This window comes from Serratia sp. JKS296 (genome assembly GCF_900215445.1).
Lineage (GTDB): Bacteria > Pseudomonadota > Gammaproteobacteria > Enterobacterales > Enterobacteriaceae > Serratia > Serratia marcescens.
Window position 1 is genome coordinate 3,652,038 of the sequence record NZ_OCMX01000001.1, and the last position, 15,810, is coordinate 3,667,847.

Genomic DNA, 15,810 nt, shown 5'->3' on the forward strand with positions numbered 1-15,810 from the left:
GCGACGGGGATGACAGGGAGACAGGCAGCATGCAGTCAGGCAATCAGACGTTTATCAATCAGCTCAAGGACATCGTCGGCGGCCCGCAGCTGTTGACCGGCGATCGCAACACCGAGCGTTATCGCAAGGGCTTCCGCTCCGGCGAAGGCCAGGCGCTGGCGGTGGTATTCCCTACCAGCCTGCTGCAGCTGTGGCGCATTCTGCAGGCCTGCGTGGCCGCCGACAAAATCGTCATCATGCAAGCCGCCAACACCGGCCTGACCGAGGGCTCAACCCCCAGCGGCAACGACTATGATCGCGATATCGTCATCGTCAGCACCCTGCGCCTCGATCATATTCAGGTGCTGGACAACGGCAAGCAGGTGGTCGGCTTCCCCGGCAGCACCCTGCACCACCTCGAGAAATTGCTCAAACCCTACGGCCGCGAACCGCATTCGGTGATCGGCTCCTCCTGCATCGGCGCCTCGGTGATCGGCGGCGTATGCAACAACTCCGGCGGCTCGCTGGTGAAACGCGGCCCGGCCTATACCGAAATGGCGCTGTACGCCCAGTTAGGGGAAGACGGCCAGCTGCGCCTGGTGAACCATCTAGGCATCCGCCTCGGCGACACGCCGGAAGAGATCCTCACCCGGCTGGAAAAAGGCGACTATCGCCCGGAGGACGTCGAATACGGTGAGCTGCGCGCCTCGGATAACGAATACGCCAGCCGGGTGCGCGACGTCGATGCCGACACCCCTTCCCGCTTCAACGCCGACAAACGCCGCCTGTACGAAGCCTCTGGCTGCGCCGGCAAACTGGCGGTGTTCGCGGTGCGGCTCGACACCTTCGAGAAAGAGGGCAAAGAGCAGGTGTTCTATATCGGCACCAACGACACCGCGGTGCTGACCGAACTGCGCCGCCACATGCTGAGCAAATTCGAAAACCTGCCGGTGGCCGGTGAATACATGCACCGCGATATCTTCGACATCGCCGAGGTGTACGGCAAAGACACCTTCATGATGATCGACAAGCTCGGCACCGATCAGATGCCGCGCTTCTTCACTCTGAAGGGCCGCATGGACGCCAGCCTCAACAAGCTGCCGCTGCTGCCGCACAACCTGACCGATCGGCTGATGCAGGGCCTGAGCCATCTGGCGCCGAGCCACCTGCCGAAACGCATGAAGGAATACCGCGAACGTTTCGAACACCATCTGCTGCTGAAGATGGCCGGCCCCGGCGTGGAAGAGGCCCAGCGCTACCTGACCGACTATTTCGCCCAGGCCGAAGGCGCCTTCTTCGCCTGCACGCCTGACGAGGGCAAAAAGGCTTTCCTGCACCGCTTCGCCGCCGCCGGCGCCGCCGTGCGCTACCACGCGGTGCACGCCGACAAGGTGGAGGATATTCTGGCGCTGGACATTGCCCTGCGCCGCAACGACACCGACTGGTTCGAAACGCTGCCGCCGGAAATCGACAGTCAGTTGGTGCATAAGCTGTATTACGGTCACTTTATGTGCCACGTCTTCCACCAGGACTACGTGGTGAAAAAAGGCGTGGACAGCCATGCGCTGAAAGAAAAGATGCTCGAGATCCTCAACCGGCGCGGCGCCGAGTACCCGGCGGAGCATAACGTCGGCCACCTGTACCACGCCAAACCGGATCTGCAAGCGTTCTACCGCACCGCCGATCCGACCAACAGCTTCAACCCCGGCATCGGCAAAACCAGCAAACGCAAGGGCTGGGCCGAAGACCTCCGCTAAGACCGCCCGACCGGCCCGCCGACGCGGGCCGCCTCACCTTCCCCTTTGGCCTTCAATGGCCCATTCATCGTTCCGCGCGCAGCAGCAAGGAGACGATGAACGCGCCCCCCAGCCCGGCCGTAATGATGCCGATGGGCAGCTCCTGATTGGGGATCAGACTGCGGCTGAGCATGTCGCCGCCGGTCAGCAGCATCGCCCCCAGCAGGCCGCACATCGGCACGGCCAAACGGTGGCGCACGCCCACCAGGCGCCGGGCCAGATAGGGCACCATCAGCCCGACAAACCCTATGACGCCCGTCAGCGACACGAGAAACGCCGTAGACAATGCGCAGCACAGAAAGGTCTCGGTGCGCAGGCGCGCCACGTTGACCCCCATCGAATGGGCGGTGTGCTCGCCCGCCAGCAGCGCGTCCAGCGCCCGCCAACGCAGCGCCGTAAACCCGGCCAGCAGCGCGAAACTCACCAACGGAATGAACAGATTATCCCAACGCGCCAACCCCAACCCGCCCAGCGACCAGAACAACACCGAACCGGCCGCCCGCTGATCGCCGGAAAACACCAGGTAGCTGGTGAGCGCGCTGAACAAAAACGAGACCGCCAGGCCGCAGACGACCAGTTGCTCGGCGCGCCTGACCCGGCTGACGCGAAACAGGATCATCACCGCCATCGCGGACAAAATGCCGCCGGCGAAAGCGGACAGCGGCAGCGTCAGCGCGCCCAGCGCATCGCCGAAGCGCGTGATGACCAGCACCGCGCCGGCGGAGGCGCCGGAGGAGAGCCCAAACAAAAAAGGATCGGCCAGCTCATTGCGGGTGGTGGTCTGCAGCAGCGCGCCAGTCATCGCCAGCCCGGCGCCGGTCAAGGCCGCCAATAAGGCTCTGGGCACCCGCAGTTGCACGACGATGGTATCCAGCATGCCGGATAGGGGCGCCGATGAAAGCCCCAATGCCGCCATCGTCTGCCGCCATGACAGCGCGACGCTGCCAAGCTGCAGGCTCCAGATCATTAGCCCGCACAACACTGACAGCGCCAGCGGCGCGAGCAGCATAAACCGCCGGATCGGCGAGTTCATTCAGCCTCCGGCGCGTACAGCGCCCGCGCCAGCTTTTCCACCGCGCCGATGTTGGCCGGCCCCGGCGTCAGCTCCGCATACTGCAGTTTCAGATAACGATGGTGCCGTACCGCGGGCGTCAACTTCATCAACGGGTGAGACTCGAGGAAGCGCCGCAGCGCATCGGCGCCTGACCCGGTCTGGTAATCCAGCAGAATAATGAAGTCGGGCTCGGCCGCCGCCACCGCCTCCCAGGACGCCGTCGTCCAGCTCGCCGGCAAACCGTCCATCACGTTGCGGCCGCCCGCCGCTTCGATGATCGCCGTCGGCATGGCGTATCTGCCGCTGGTGAAAGGCTTCTCCTCCCCCGAGTCATAGACGAACACCTTGAGCGGCGGCTGGCCCGCCGGCCTGGCGGGAAGCGCAGCCAACCGGCGCCGCCAGCCCTCAACCAGCGCGGCGGCCTCTCGCGGCTTGCCGAAAATCTTGCCGAGCTTCAGCTCATCGTCATACAGCAGGTTCATATCGGCCTTCTGCGACCGCCCGCCGGCCTGTACGCAGCTCTCGCTCAGCACCAGCGTTTTGATGCCGAACGGGGCGAGCTTCTCCGGCGTGACGTCGCCGCCGATCTTCATGCCGTAATTCCAGCCGGCGAAGAAGAAGTCTGGCTGTGCCGCCAGCAGCGTTTCCAGAGCGGGATATTTCGGCGCCAGTTCGGGAATGGCGCCCATCGCGGCCTTGAAATCGGGCGTCAGTTTGTACCAGCCGGTGATGCCGGTCAGCCCGACAATGCGATCCTGCAGATGGAGCGCAAAGGCCATCTCGGCCATGTTGATGTCGTTGATGACGGCGCGTTGCGGCGCCTGGTTGAAGGTGACCGGCATACCGCAGCTTTCTACGGTGACGGGAAATTTTTCGGCCGCCGCCGCCCCGCCGGCCAGCAGCAGGAGCAGGGGGAATACGCGTGTGTTCATGTTTCTCTCTGGTTTATCAAGCGCAATGGGGAACGTCAAAAATACGCAGCGTTTTCCCGCTGACGGGGTGCGCCACCTTGAAGCTGTTCATGCCGAACACCGGCAAAATCACCGGGGTCTGCAACACCGCCTCGGGCGTGCCACAGGCCACCTGGCGGCTTTCGTTGAGCACCAGGATCCGATCGGCAAACGCCTCCGCCACGGGCAGATCGTGCAGCACCGCAATCACGGCGATATCTTTATTCTTCACTAGCGACAGCAGCGCCGAGCGCCCGGGCGGATCGAGGTGATTGGTCGGTTCATCCAGCAACAACAGGTCGGGAGACTGCGCCAACGCCCGAGCCAGCGCGGCGCGCTGACGCTGGCCGCCCGAGAGCCGCCCCAACGGATGGTGTCTGAGCGGCGCCAGCCCGGTTTCCCCGATGGCCTCGTCAACGATGCACTTTCCCGTCGCAGAGCGTTCGCCATGCGGTAAACGGCCCAACGCCACGTAATCCTCGACCGACAGCCGCAAATCCGGCAGATCGTTTTGCGCCAGAAAGGCGATGCTTCTGGCGCGCTCCGCCGCCGGCCACGCGGACAAGGCACGCCCCCGCCAGTAAATGCCGCCGCTGTCCGGCCGCGTTTCGCCGATCAGGGTGCGCAACAGGCTGGACTTGCCGCTGCCGTTGGGGCCGATCACCGCCAGCTTCTCACCGGCGCGGAGCGCGAAATGGATGGTGTCGAGTATCAATGCCCCGCCGTGGCCGGTCAGGCTAACTCCATCAACATGGAGGATGTCGTGAACTGAATTCATCATGCATTAATTGTTATATTATAACATACCAATATTTTTACCACGATTGCTCGCCTTCTGCAAAAGCGAATCGCAACGCCTTCTGCCGCACGCGCTGCGTCAACACTGCGTGGCAAAAGCAACATAGCACACCTTCTAATTAATGATAATGATTTTCATTATCATTTAAATCATTGTGATTTCCGATTGCACGCCCCGCTGAACTTGGCTATGTTTGAAGCGATTCGTCTCATTCCCGGTTTGCAGGAACCCATATGACTCCGTTGGCGCACAGCACAGATCCGACAAACGCGACCGTTCCGGCCGTCGTTTTGCTGTGTGCTTCCTCCGCTCCACCCGCCGTTTTCTCTGTCGTTTCCGCGGTTGCCGCTTACCCGCCACGCATTGTGGTTGCGCGTTAAGCCACACCGACTTTTTACCTCCGGCTTATTGATCTGTTGCGTTCAGGCGTAGACCGCCGCGCGCGCCGGAGCCAGTAATTTTCACGACAGGTGAAATTGATATGCGATTCCCTTCTCTCTGGGCCAATGCCGGCCTGGCTACGCTGTTCGTCCTGCTCTGGAGCAGCGGCGCGATCTTCTCCCGTTGGGGGTTGGAGCACGCCTCCGCCTTCGCTTTTCTGTTCTTCCGCTGCGCCATCGCGCTGGCGGTGCTGTTGGCCATCGGCCTGTGGCGGCGCCAGTGCCTGCCCGCTCCCGGCACCCGCCGGCGCGTCGCGTTGATCGGCGTGCTGATGATCGGCAGCTATCAGATCTGCTATCTGCTGGCGTTGGAACAGGGCATTACGCCCGGCGTGCTGGCCACGTTGCTCGGCGTACAGCCGATCCTCACCCAGTTCATCACCGAACGGCGCTGCGCCGGGCTGCGCGCATTCGGGCTGGCGCTGGCGATGGCCGGGCTGACGCTGGTGGTGTACCAAAGCCTGATGGTGGCTCATTTCTCGCCGAGCGGCATGCTGTTCGCCTTTATCGCATTGGGGAGCATGACTGCCGGCACCCTGCTGCAAAAGGGCATGACGCAACCGCCGCTGGCGGTCTTGCCGCTGCAGTATGCCATCGGGCTGTTGATGTGTACGCTGGCGCTGCCGTTTGAGCCGCTGCGGGTCGACTGGCGGCCTGAGTTCGTGCTGCCGCTGCTGTGGATGGCGGTGGTGATCTCGGTGCTGGCGACCTTCTTGCTGTATCGCCTGATCCAACGCGGCAATCTGGTGCAGGTCACCAGCCTGTTCTACCTGATCCCGGCGGTGACCGCCCTGCTGGATTACCTGCTGCTCGGCCACGCGCTGGCCGCGCTGAGCCTGCTGGGCATGGCGGGCATCGTGCTCGGCGTGATGCTGGTTTTCCGCCGCGCATAGCCTAAAAAACAAAAGCCCCCGCGCCGTTCCACCGGCGCGGGGGCGATAACAACAACCGTTAACTCAGAACAACCAGGAACCGTACCCCCACAGCAGCACCGTCACCCCAAGCAGCAGCTCGAGCAACAGGATACCGATAGCGAAGGTCGAGCTGGAGAAGATGAACCCTTCCTTACTGTCGATATTCAGGAAGTGCGGGATCCCCAGATTCAGCAGATAGCCCGAATAGCACAGGCCGATAATGCCGACAAACAGACACAGCCAGACGACCGGATAGAGCGCCACAATCCCGCTGAGGAACATCGGGGTCGCCACATAGCCGGCGAACACCATGCAGCGGTGCAGGCTGGGGCGCGATTCATAGCGCCGCGCCATCCAGTGAATGACTTTCCCCATGGCCGCTACGCCTGCCAGCATCAGCAGGTAGAACGCCACGGCGGTATAAAACGCGGTAAACATGTCGAGCCTGATGGCATGTCCCTCGCCGGAGAGCCAGCCCAACTGGGTGGTGCCGATAAAGGCGCAGACCACCGGGATGGCTGCCAAGAGCAACACGTGATGGGTGTATAGGTGCGAGACGCTTTCATTCTCGCTTTTGATCTGTTCGAACTCGGCGCTGGGATGCGCCAGAAGTCCCCAAACATGACTGACCATGAGACACCTCCTATCTCGCCGTAGGCCGCGATCGGCGAACGAATTTCACACCTCCGACGGACTGCTACCCGTGCGAGGATTGCGGCCACGGGGCTCTCTCCCCTGTACTAATTATAGTCTTTTGGCGAAAAAACGTGCGGAAAGCGAAAGGCGCGGCGCTTTGTCTTATACTCCCCCCATTAAACCCAGGCTGCGAGGAAGGTCATGTCATCCGCTATCACCACCCGCCAGGCGGGGATCGTCGACGTCGACGCCGGGCGCAACGTCACCGTAATCGAGCCCTGCAATCTGTACGGCTGCCGGCTCGGCGACGATGTCTTCGTCGGCCCGTTCGTGGAGATCCAGCGCCACGTCAGCATCGGCGCGCGCAGTAAAATTCAGTCGCACAGCTTTATCTGCGAATACGTCACCCTCGGCGAAGCGTGCTTTATCGGCCACGGCGTCACCTTCGCCAACGATCTGTTCAAAGATGGCGCGCCCAACGCCGATCCGGCCAGCTGGGGGCGCACCTGCATCGGCGATCGAGTGTCCATCGGCTCCGGCGCCACGATCCTAGCGGTGAAGATCTGCAGCGACGCGGTGATCGGCGCCGGGGCGGTGGTGACCCGTGACATCACCCGCAAGGGGATTTATGCCGGCAACCCGGCGCGCCTGCTGCGGGAGCTGCCGTAATGACCCCGGCCATCCGCATCGCGGCCATTGAGGCGCTGCCCGATGATTATCTGACGCGCGGCGATTTCAGCTTCACCATCGCCTGTTACGCTCTGCCGCAGTTTGACAGCCCGGTCGACAGCTGGCCAACCCGCCCGGTGGCGCCGTTTCGCAAGCGGTATCCGCTGGCGCCGTTCGCCAACGAAGACAGCGTGACCTTCCTGGCGTATCGCCAGAATGACGCCGTTGGCCATATTACGCTGAGCAAAAACTGGAACGGTTACACCCTGATCGACGAGATCGCCGTCAGCGCTCACGCGCGCCGCCAAGGCATCGCCGGGGCGCTGCTGGACTGCGCCAAACAGTGGGCGCGGCAACAGGAAACCTCAGGTATGATGCTCGAAACGCAGAACAACAATCTGGCGGCCTGCCGCTGCTACCAGCATTACGGGTTTATTCTCGGCGGCATCGATCGTTTGCTGTACCGCGCCGAGCCGGAGATCGCCGATCACGAAATCGCGCTGTTCTGGTATTTGCCGTTCAATAGCGAAATCGGTTACTGATTTATCGAACGTCATTGAGGCTATGTTTACTTTTTAACCCCTACCATCGGATGAGAACTGTTATCACTTACTCTGATAAGCCAGCGACACCCAGGGAGGGCCGTATGAACCAGAACAAGGCTGTTTTACTGATGTTAGCTATCGCCATGAGCGGATGCGCCGAGCGCCCCACCGCCGTCGCCCACGCAACGCCGCCGACCGGCGTCACCGTTTCGCCGCCGGGCGTGCAGCCGGAGATGGACGCCAGCACCCGCAGCAAGCTGCGTGAGATCCTCGCACTGCGCGCCGGTTGGCCCGCCGCGCAGCCGCATGGCCGCAGCGTCGATTTGATTTCGCGCGAATTCCTCGGCACGCCCTATCTCGCCAACCGCCTGATCGGTGCGCAGAGCACGCCCGAGCGGCTGGTGATCGACTTCCGCGGGCTGGATTGCTTCACCTACATCGATTATGTGGAAGCACTCAGCACCGCCCGCAGCGAGGCCGAGTTCGTTCAGCGTCTGGTGGACATTCGCTACGTCGACGGCAAAATCGCCTTCCCGCAGCGCAAACACTTCTTCACCGACTGGGCGCAGCGGCCGCACAAGGTGGCCGAAGACATCACCGCGCAGCTCAGCCCGCACGCCGTCACCCTCGTGAAAACCCTCAATCAAAAGGCGGACGGCGGCAGCTACCTGCCCGGTTTGCCCAACGTACAACGCAGCGTGACCTATATCCCCAGCGACAGCGTCGACGACACGGTGCTGGCCCAACTGCGCACCGGCGATTACATCGGCATTTACACCAACCTCGCCGGGCTGGACGTGACCCATACCGGCATCTTCGTGATGACCGACAACGGCCCGGTGCTGCGCAACGCCTCATCGCGCAAGGCCAACATGCGGGTGGTCGATTCGCCCTTTATGGATTACGTGATGGCCACGCCGGGCATCGTGGTGCTGCGTTCACTCAGCCGATAATCCCCCATCGCATAACGGCTATAAGCTATAGCCGTTTATGCTGAGCGAGCGTTTGACTTCATCGGCGGTTCAGGCTTAGCTGTAAGAACAAAAAACAACTGATTTTATTGTTCTTTTCAGGGAGACTTCGATGACCTTACGCTGGCGTATCACCCCTCTGGCGGCGGCCTTCGCCGCCGTATTGGCGCTGCAGGGCTGCGATCAAAAAACCGACCAAAACCATATCAAAGTCGGCGTCATCAACGGCGCGGAACAGGACGTGGCGGAAATCGCCAGGCAGGTGGCGAAAGAGAAATATGGGCTGGAGGTCGAGCTGGTCGGCTTCAGCGGCTCGCTGCTGCCGAACGACGCCACCGACAAGGGTGAACTGGACGCCAACGTGTTCCAGCACCGCCCGTTCCTCGAACAGCAAAACAAAGATCACGGCTATAAGCTGGTGGCGGTCGGCAATACCTTCGTCTTCCCGATGGCCGGCTACTCCAAAAAGATAAAATCGCTGAAAGAGCTGCCGGACGGCGCGGTGATCGCCATCCCGCTCGATCCGACCAACCTGGGGCGCGCCCTGCTGCTGCTGGAAAAAACCGGGCTGATTAGCCTGAAGCCTGGCAAAGGGTTGCTGCCTACCGCCCTGGACATCAGCGCCAACCCGCATCGTTATCAGATCATGGAGCTGGAAGGCGCGCAGCTGCCGCACGTGCTGGACGATCCGAAAGTCACCGTCGCCGTCATCAGCACCACCTACATCAACCAGACCGGCCTGTCGCCGACCAAAGACGGCATCTTCATCGAGGATAAAGACTCGCCGTACACCAACATCATCGTCACCCGCGAAGACAACAAGGACGCGCCAAACGTGCAGAACTTCATCAAGGCCTATGAGTCGGACGAAGTGGCCAAGGCCGCCGAGAAAATCTTCAACGGCGGCGCGGTGAAAGGCTGGTAATCACAGGCAAAGAGCCCCTTCCCGCTCATCATCGGGTTTTCTTATCTCACCATAAGAAAACCCGATTTACCCCGGCGGCGAGCGGCGCGCATAATGGCGTTTATCCGCTGATTTTCAAGGTAAACAGACACGTGACAACGCTCTCCGCTCCCGTACTTAGCCTCCTTGACGCCACACCGGACGATATGGCCGCCGTGCTGCGCATTTACACCCACCACGTGCTGTACGGCGCGGCCTCGTTTGAAGAACAGCCGCCGACGCTGACGGAAATGCAGTTGCGCCTGAGCAAAGTGCGGGAAGCCGGGCTGCCCTGGCTGGTGGCGAAAAGCGAAGGCCGTATTGTCGGCTACTGCTATGCCACGCCGTATCGCCCCCGGCCGGCCTATCGCTTTACCGTGGAAGACTCGGTATATATCGCCGAAGGGCAACAGGGCAAAGGCGTCGGAAAGGCGCTGCTGAGCGCGCTGATCGCCCGCTGCGAGCAAGGTCCCTGGCGCCAGATGCTGGCGATCGTCGGCGATTCCGCCGCCAACCGCGGCTCGCTGGCACTGCACCAGTCACTCGGCTTCACCAGCGCAGGGACGTTAAAAGCGGTAGGGTTCAAGCTGGGGGAATGGCGCGACACGCAGATTATGCAGCGCGCGCTGGGCGCGGGCGACAATCGGCATCCTTGAAGGCATGGCGACGCACGATAGGGAGTTAGCGTCTATAGTGAAGAGTGATTTCATTGAGTTAGCGCCAACCGCGCGCCACCTGTAACCGGTAAGGGAGAATCAAATGAAAATTATTCTGTGGATAGTCGCCATCATCTTTATCGTGGGTTTGTTGACGATTACCGGCGTTCTCAAACTGATCTTTTAATTCATCTCATACGTCCCGCCCCTTCCGGGGCGAGACTTTTCATCATGCCTTGAAACGCGCGCGTACCGCGCCCAGCGCCGACACCGCCGCCAGCACCACGCCGCCGGCCACCAGCCCGAACGCCACGTTCAGCAGGGCCGGAACCACACCCTGCAAAAGATGGCCAAACGTCGGCACCACGGTGGTGTACGAGGCCCAGTCTTCGAACAGGTGATGCACCGGCGGCAAACCGTGGGTCAGAATACCGCCGCCGACCATAAACATGGCGACAGTGCCGACGATCGACAGCGTTTTCATCAGATAAGGCGCGGCGCGCACGATGCCGCTGCCGATGGCGCGCGCCAACGCGCTGCCTTTGCGGCTCAGATACAACCCCAGATCGTCCAGCCTGACGATGCCGGCGACAATGCCGTACACGCCGAGCGTCATCACGACGGCGATGCCGCACAAGACGATCACCTGCTGGCTGAAGGTGGCGCCGGCGACCGTGCCCAGCGTGATGGCGATAATCTCGGCGGACAGCACGAAATCGGTGCGTATCGCCCCTTTCACCTTGCGCTTCTCATAGGCCGCGGCGTCCTCATTGGCGCCGGGTCCGTCCGATTTTTCCTCCTGCGCCGCCTTGCCGTGGCTCAGGCTGTGAAACACCTTTTCGAACCCTTCGTAACACAGGTAGGCGCCGCCCACCATCAGCAGCGGCGTAATCGCCCAGGGCGCGAAGGCGCTGATCAGCAGCGCCAGCGGCACCAGGATCGCCTTGTTGATCAGCGAGCCTTTGGCGACGCTCCACACCACCGGCAGTTCGCGATCGGCTTTAACGCCGGTGACCTGCTGCGCGTTAAGCGCCAGATCGTCCCCCAGCACCCCGGCGGTTTTTTTCGCCGCCATCTTGCTCATTAAAGAGACGTCGTCCAGCAACGAGGCGATGTCGTCGATGAGGGTAAGTAAACTACTTCCTGCCAAAATGATTCATCCTTTTCATATTCACGGGCCATTCTATGTTTAGCATAGCGGTAAAGCGTCATAAAAGGATATGGGAGGATCTCGGAAAATGCCGGGCGGGCGTTAAGCCCCCTCGCCCGCCAGCCCCTCATCGGATTCGGTAGCGGCCGCACGCGAGATATGTTGAAGGACAAAACGATGGGCCGCAAAGACGCACGATAAATGCGTACTGCCCTCAAGCAAGCCAAAGGCGGTTTGGGCGTTGCCATGCTGTTCGACGAAGCGCTGCAAGGATTGCGCGCTGAACAACTCGTCCTGCGCTGCCGCCAGCAGCAAGGTCGGCAATCGCAACGCCGCCAGTTGCTTGGCCGGGGCGCGAGGCGTCAACGCGTTAGCCATATTGACGCTGTATTGGCAGACAAAATCGGGGGCGGCGGCCAGCACCGCCGGGGGAAAATTCAGGCTGACCGCCCGGGCTTGCCCAAACCACCGCCCGCCGCTGAGCGCATTGGCGACAAACGGCCATTGACGCACCTGGGCAAAACGGGCCGTCGCCGCCAGATCGCGGGCCATCCCGGAAAATGGCCCCAGCTCGGGCGCCAGCAGGATCAGGCTGTCCGCCTGCTGCTCGCCAGGATAGCGGGTCAAGTAGTTGAGCAACATCCCGGCGCCGCTGGAATGGCCCAGCAGGTGCCTGCGCGCCAACGGGAAACGGCGGCGCATTTCCGCCAGGATGACATCGACATCGCGCCAAATACGCTCAGGCCGCTCAACTGTCCCCCTCTCTCCCGCGGAATCGCCGTGCCCGCGGATATCCACCAGGCACACCGCGAGCGTTGGCACGGCGGCCAACTGGCGCGCAAGAACGTCATACCCGGCGGCGCTGTTAACCCCGCCGCCGTGATAAACCACAATCACGTCTTCGCTCTCGGCAGTGTGCCGATACAGACGATAGCTCAATCCCTCAACGCGACCGGACAGCATGTCCGCATGCCCGCCCGGCCACTCGCCGTAAGACTTCGCTTGCTCAACATAGCGGTCAAAATCAATCAAAGCGCACCTTTCCATGACGTTGTCGGTACTTCCTACGGCAAAATTCCCCGCCCTCACGATGATAAGCATATGAAATAACAGCAGGAACTACCATGCCTTTTACACGCTGAGCCCTTAGTATCAGGGCAGATCGCCCGCCGGCACATTGAGCTGCCAGGAAAGGCCGAAACGATCGTTGAGCCAACCGAAACGGGCGCTGAAGCCGTAGTCATCGAGCGGCATCAGCACCTTGCCGCCCTCCGCCAGCCGGTGGAACGCCCGCTCCAACGCTTCTTCGTTAGGCAGATTGATGAACAGCGACACCGCCGGGGTAAAGCTGAAGTCATGGCTGATCGGGCTATCGGTAAACACCAGGTTCTGTCGATCAAAATCGATGGCAGCATGCTTGATCAACCGCCGGCCGTCCGGCGTCGGGTCGTAATGCTGCACCTGCATGAGCCGAAAACGCTCGAACACCTGGCTGTAGAGATCGATCGCCTGCTGCGCCTCTCCCTGGAACATGACAAAGGTCGAAACCTGACTCATAACATCCCCTCCGGCAAACGTTGTGGTATTAATGGAGGATAGCGGATTACCGTTGAAGCGGCGGAAAGGAGCAACCATGAGCATCATTCATCGCCTGGCGCAGCCGGACGATCTCAACGGCCTGTTAGCCTTGTATCGCGAGCTGCGCCCGCAGGACGCGCCGCTGCGCGCCGACGACGCGCGCCGCACCCTGCAACGCCTGCTGGACGATCCGGCGATCCGCCTGGTGGTGGCGGCGGACGAGGAACAGCCGATCGCCACCTGCATGCTGGCGCTGATCCCGGGGCTGGCGCATCAGGCGCAACCGTTCGGCGTCATCGAACACGTGGTGACGGCGGAGCCCTACCGCGGCCACGGCGTAGCGCTCGCCATGATCGAATACGCGCTGCAGCTGGCCTGGCGTAAAGGCTGTTACAAGGTGATGCTGCTGTCGGGACAGCAACGCACCGGCGCGCACCAGCTTTATCTCAAAGCGGGTTTCGACGGCGATCGCGAGCGGGGATTTGTCATCAGACGGCCCGAAGGCCGATAGCGGCCTGCAGCAAACGGGCAGGCCGCCAGGCGGGTTATTCGCTGTCGTTTTTCGCCAGACGGGCGTCTTTTTGGCGGCGATAGTCACGGGCGGCGGCCGGGATCGGCGTCACCTTGCCGGTTTCAATCCAGCTGCGCAGCCGGTTGGCGTCGGCGAAGTGGGTGTATTTGCCGAAGGCGTCCAGCACCACCAGCGACACCGAGCGGTTACCGATCACGGTGCGCATCGCCAGGCAGTGGCCCGCCTGGTTGGTGAAGCCGGTCTTGGTCAGCTGAATGTTCCACTTCGGGTTGTACACCAGATGGTTGGTGTTGCGGAACGGCAGTGTGTAGTTCGGATCCTTGAAGCTGGCCATGCGCTCGGTGGTGGTGCTGAGCTGGCCGATCAACGGGTATTGCTTGGTGGCGATCAGCAGCTTGGTCAGATCGCGCGCCGTCGATACGTTATGAATAGAGAGCCCGGTCGGTTCCACGTAATGGGTGTTGGTCATGCCAAGCGCCCTGGCCTTGGCGTTCATCGCTTTGATGAAGGCGTTGTAGCCCCCCGGATAGTGGTGCGCCAGGCTGGCGGCCGCGCGGTTTTCCGACGACATCAGCGCCAGCAGCAGCATATCCTTGCGGCTGATTTCGCTGTTCAGCCGCACCCGCGAATACACCCCTTTCATCTCCGGCGTCTGGCGGATGTCCACCGCCAGCATCTCATCGAGCGGCAGGTGCGCGTCCAACGTGACCATGGCGGTCATCAGCTTGGTGATCGAGGCGATCGGCACCACTTCATCCGGGTTGCGCGCATACATCACCTTATGGGTTTGCATATCGACGACCATCGCGCTGCCGGAGGCCAGCTCAGGCTGGGTGGCGTGCACGGCGGCGGCGTTGTCGCTGGCCAGCGCGCGCGGCGCAAAGCCTGCGCCCGCCTGCAAAGCGAGCAGGGTCAGAACCAAAACACGTATTTTCACAGGCATTACTCTGAAATGGGGGCTTGAACTCAGCGAATTATATGTGAGGGTTCAGCGCTTGGCACTGGGATTGTATGGCGGATTTGTGACAAATTCTGTCGGCCGAAAAACGACGCAGCCCGCGGGCGCTCTGGGATGAACGCCCGCGTAGAAAAAGTTACAGCGCCGGCTGCCAGGCCGACTGCGGCAGCAGGTACAGCCCCGGCGTTTGCCGCGCTCCCGCGCCGACGATATGGCCGATGCCGGCCGCCATCACCGCCAGCGTGACGTCGAAGGCGTTGAGGCTGTCGCCGTAGCCGGCGGTCAGGTTGAACATCGACCCGTTGGCCAGCAAATAGACCGTCTTTTCATTCAGTTGGTAAGCATTCACATAAGGCATCGGCTCGTGGTGCGGCAAGCCCTTGAGGAAGCCGACGTCGATCTCTTCCGCCACGTGGCCGACGTTGAGGATAAACACGCCGTCCTGCGCCTGTTGCAGATGCTGCGCCGAAAGCACGTTTTTCGCGCCGGTCGCGGTGGCGATCACGTCCGCCTGCGCGACCCCGCTCGCCAGATCCACCACCTGCCAGCCGTCATAACGCGCCTGCAACGCGCGCGCCGGATCGATTTCCGCCACCATCACCTGGCCGCCGTAGGCTCTGGCCGCGGCCGCCGTCCCCTGCCCGACCAGGCCGTAACCGATCACCAGCACGCGCTTTTCATGCAGCGTCAAGTGGGTGGTCTGGAAGAAAGTGTGCCAGGCGGTCAGCCCAACCATATGCCGATTGTGCAGCCCCTCTTTCACCGGCAGATCGTCCCAGTTGAAGATCGGGTAGCGCGGCGCCACGCCGTTCAACCGGTTGATGCCCGAGCCGGTGGCCTCCAGCCCGGCGACGATCTGCGGGCCGTTCGGCGATTGGTGCAAACGGGTGGTCAAATCCGCTCCCATTTCGCACAAATGAGTCGGCCGCCAGGCCAGCGCGCGGTCGAAGGATTCCGACCATTCGCCGGCGCTCATGTCACGCCAGGCATAGGCCTGCGCGCCTCGCCGCTCCAGCCAGCTCACCACATCGTCCTGCACCGTAGTGGGATTGCAGGTGGTCAGGAAGATCGCCGCGCCCTTGTCCAGCAGGCCGGCCACCAGCGGCGCCATTTTCAGATCCAGGTGCATGTTGCACGCCAGCCGCACCCCGTGCAGGTCCGGCAACGCCGCCACCGCGGCTCGGGTGCGCGGCATATGGCGCATCGCCCAGCTCAATTCGCTCTCAAAATCCTGATACAT

At 62.0% G+C, this 15,810-nt stretch carries 18 protein-coding genes; 9 read left to right on the forward strand and 9 right to left on the reverse strand.

Features of this window, described 5'->3' with window-relative positions; all coding sequences use genetic code 11:
- Positions 1 to 29: 29 nt before the first annotated feature.
- The gene (gene dld / locus CRO23_RS17490; RefSeq protein ID WP_016928633.1) at positions 30 to 1,736 is read left to right on the forward strand and encodes a D-lactate dehydrogenase; all 1,707 of its coding nucleotides are present in this window, start codon (positions 30 to 32) and stop codon (positions 1,734 to 1,736) included.
- Between the two features lie 64 nt (positions 1,737 to 1,800).
- Here the strand turns inward: dld and CRO23_RS17495 are convergent, their stop codons facing one another.
- Genes CRO23_RS17495 through CRO23_RS17505 form a run of 3 tightly spaced genes read right to left on the reverse strand, consistent with a single transcriptional unit; the run spans position 1,801 to position 4,494 of the window.
- Positions 1,801 to 2,808 (reverse strand): FecCD family ABC transporter permease, encoded by a 1,008-nt coding sequence (locus CRO23_RS17495; protein ID WP_162807741.1) that lies wholly within the window; start codon positions 2,806 to 2,808, stop codon positions 1,801 to 1,803.
- A complete protein-coding gene (locus tag CRO23_RS17500; RefSeq protein WP_097102561.1) occupies positions 2,805 to 3,761 on the reverse strand; it encodes an ABC transporter substrate-binding protein in 957 nt (318 codons plus the stop codon). Before CRO23_RS17500 ends, CRO23_RS17495 begins: the two co-directional genes overlap by 4 nt.
- Before the next feature lie 16 nt (positions 3,762 to 3,777).
- On the reverse strand, positions 3,778 to 4,494 hold the full coding sequence (locus tag CRO23_RS17505) for an ABC transporter ATP-binding protein (protein ID WP_079449534.1): 717 nt from the start codon (positions 4,492 to 4,494) through the stop codon (positions 3,778 to 3,780).
- A gap of 565 nt (positions 4,495 to 5,059) precedes the next feature.
- Here CRO23_RS17505 and CRO23_RS17510 point away from each other — a divergent pair.
- The gene (locus tag CRO23_RS17510; RefSeq protein ID WP_079450934.1) at positions 5,060 to 5,911 is read left to right on the forward strand and encodes a DMT family transporter; all 852 of its coding nucleotides are present in this window, start codon (positions 5,060 to 5,062) and stop codon (positions 5,909 to 5,911) included.
- A 63-nt stretch (positions 5,912 to 5,974) separates the two neighbouring features.
- Here the strand turns inward: CRO23_RS17510 and CRO23_RS17515 are convergent, their stop codons facing one another.
- A complete protein-coding gene (locus CRO23_RS17515) occupies positions 5,975 to 6,565 on the reverse strand; it encodes a Yip1 family protein (protein WP_025301967.1) in 591 nt (196 codons plus the stop codon).
- 204 nt (positions 6,566 to 6,769) lie between these two features.
- Between CRO23_RS17515 and CRO23_RS17520 the strand changes: the two genes are divergently transcribed.
- The 6 genes from CRO23_RS17520 to CRO23_RS25415 all read left to right on the forward strand — a co-directional run bounded on the left by CRO23_RS17520 (position 6,770) and on the right by CRO23_RS25415 (position 10,539).
- Positions 6,770 to 7,237 (forward strand): acyltransferase, encoded by a 468-nt coding sequence (locus tag CRO23_RS17520; protein WP_049299467.1) that lies wholly within the window; start codon positions 6,770 to 6,772, stop codon positions 7,235 to 7,237.
- The gene (locus tag CRO23_RS17525) at positions 7,237 to 7,779 is read left to right on the forward strand and encodes a GNAT family N-acetyltransferase (protein WP_033641018.1); all 543 of its coding nucleotides are present in this window, start codon (positions 7,237 to 7,239) and stop codon (positions 7,777 to 7,779) included. The genes CRO23_RS17520 and CRO23_RS17525 overlap by 1 nt, the downstream gene beginning before the upstream one ends.
- A gap of 104 nt (positions 7,780 to 7,883) precedes the next feature.
- Positions 7,884 to 8,735 (forward strand): DUF1460 domain-containing protein, encoded by an 852-nt coding sequence (locus CRO23_RS17530; protein WP_097102563.1) that lies wholly within the window; start codon positions 7,884 to 7,886, stop codon positions 8,733 to 8,735.
- A 130-nt stretch (positions 8,736 to 8,865) separates the two neighbouring features.
- On the forward strand, positions 8,866 to 9,678 hold the full coding sequence (locus tag CRO23_RS17535; RefSeq protein ID WP_079449537.1) for a MetQ/NlpA family lipoprotein: 813 nt from the start codon (positions 8,866 to 8,868) through the stop codon (positions 9,676 to 9,678).
- Between the two features lie 131 nt (positions 9,679 to 9,809).
- A complete protein-coding gene (locus CRO23_RS17540; RefSeq protein ID WP_207516375.1) occupies positions 9,810 to 10,352 on the forward strand; it encodes a GNAT family N-acetyltransferase in 543 nt (180 codons plus the stop codon).
- A 103-nt stretch (positions 10,353 to 10,455) separates the two neighbouring features.
- Positions 10,456 to 10,539, forward strand: coding sequence for a membrane protein (locus CRO23_RS25415; protein WP_016928643.1), 84 nt, complete (start codon positions 10,456 to 10,458; stop codon positions 10,537 to 10,539).
- Between the two features lie 42 nt (positions 10,540 to 10,581).
- On the opposite strand, the gene CRO23_RS17545 is transcribed toward CRO23_RS25415, so the two are convergent.
- The 3 genes from CRO23_RS17545 to CRO23_RS17555 form a co-directional block, all read right to left on the reverse strand.
- The gene (locus tag CRO23_RS17545; protein ID WP_028127651.1) at positions 10,582 to 11,502 is read right to left on the reverse strand and encodes a DUF808 domain-containing protein; all 921 of its coding nucleotides are present in this window, start codon (positions 11,500 to 11,502) and stop codon (positions 10,582 to 10,584) included.
- Positions 11,503 to 11,604: 102 nt separating this feature from the next.
- Complete coding sequence (locus CRO23_RS17550; RefSeq protein WP_233504994.1) at positions 11,605 to 12,534, reverse strand: alpha/beta fold hydrolase; 930 nt, start codon at positions 12,532 to 12,534, stop codon at positions 11,605 to 11,607.
- Between the two features lie 120 nt (positions 12,535 to 12,654).
- Positions 12,655 to 13,059, reverse strand: coding sequence for a VOC family protein (locus CRO23_RS17555; protein WP_016928646.1), 405 nt, complete (start codon positions 13,057 to 13,059; stop codon positions 12,655 to 12,657).
- A gap of 76 nt (positions 13,060 to 13,135) precedes the next feature.
- Between CRO23_RS17555 and CRO23_RS17560 the strand changes: the two genes are divergently transcribed.
- Complete coding sequence (locus CRO23_RS17560; RefSeq protein WP_016928647.1) at positions 13,136 to 13,591, forward strand: GNAT family N-acetyltransferase; 456 nt, start codon at positions 13,136 to 13,138, stop codon at positions 13,589 to 13,591.
- Positions 13,592 to 13,625: 34 nt separating this feature from the next.
- Here CRO23_RS17560 and pbpG read toward each other — a convergent pair whose 3' ends face one another.
- Both pbpG and CRO23_RS17570 read right to left on the reverse strand, forming a co-directional pair.
- Positions 13,626 to 14,555 (reverse strand): D-alanyl-D-alanine endopeptidase, encoded by a 930-nt coding sequence (gene pbpG / locus CRO23_RS17565; protein WP_028127653.1) that lies wholly within the window; start codon positions 14,553 to 14,555, stop codon positions 13,626 to 13,628.
- A gap of 151 nt (positions 14,556 to 14,706) precedes the next feature.
- Positions 14,707 to 15,810, reverse strand: a complete 1,104-nt coding sequence (locus CRO23_RS17570) for an adenosylhomocysteinase (RefSeq protein ID WP_016928649.1) — start codon at positions 15,808 to 15,810, stop codon at positions 14,707 to 14,709.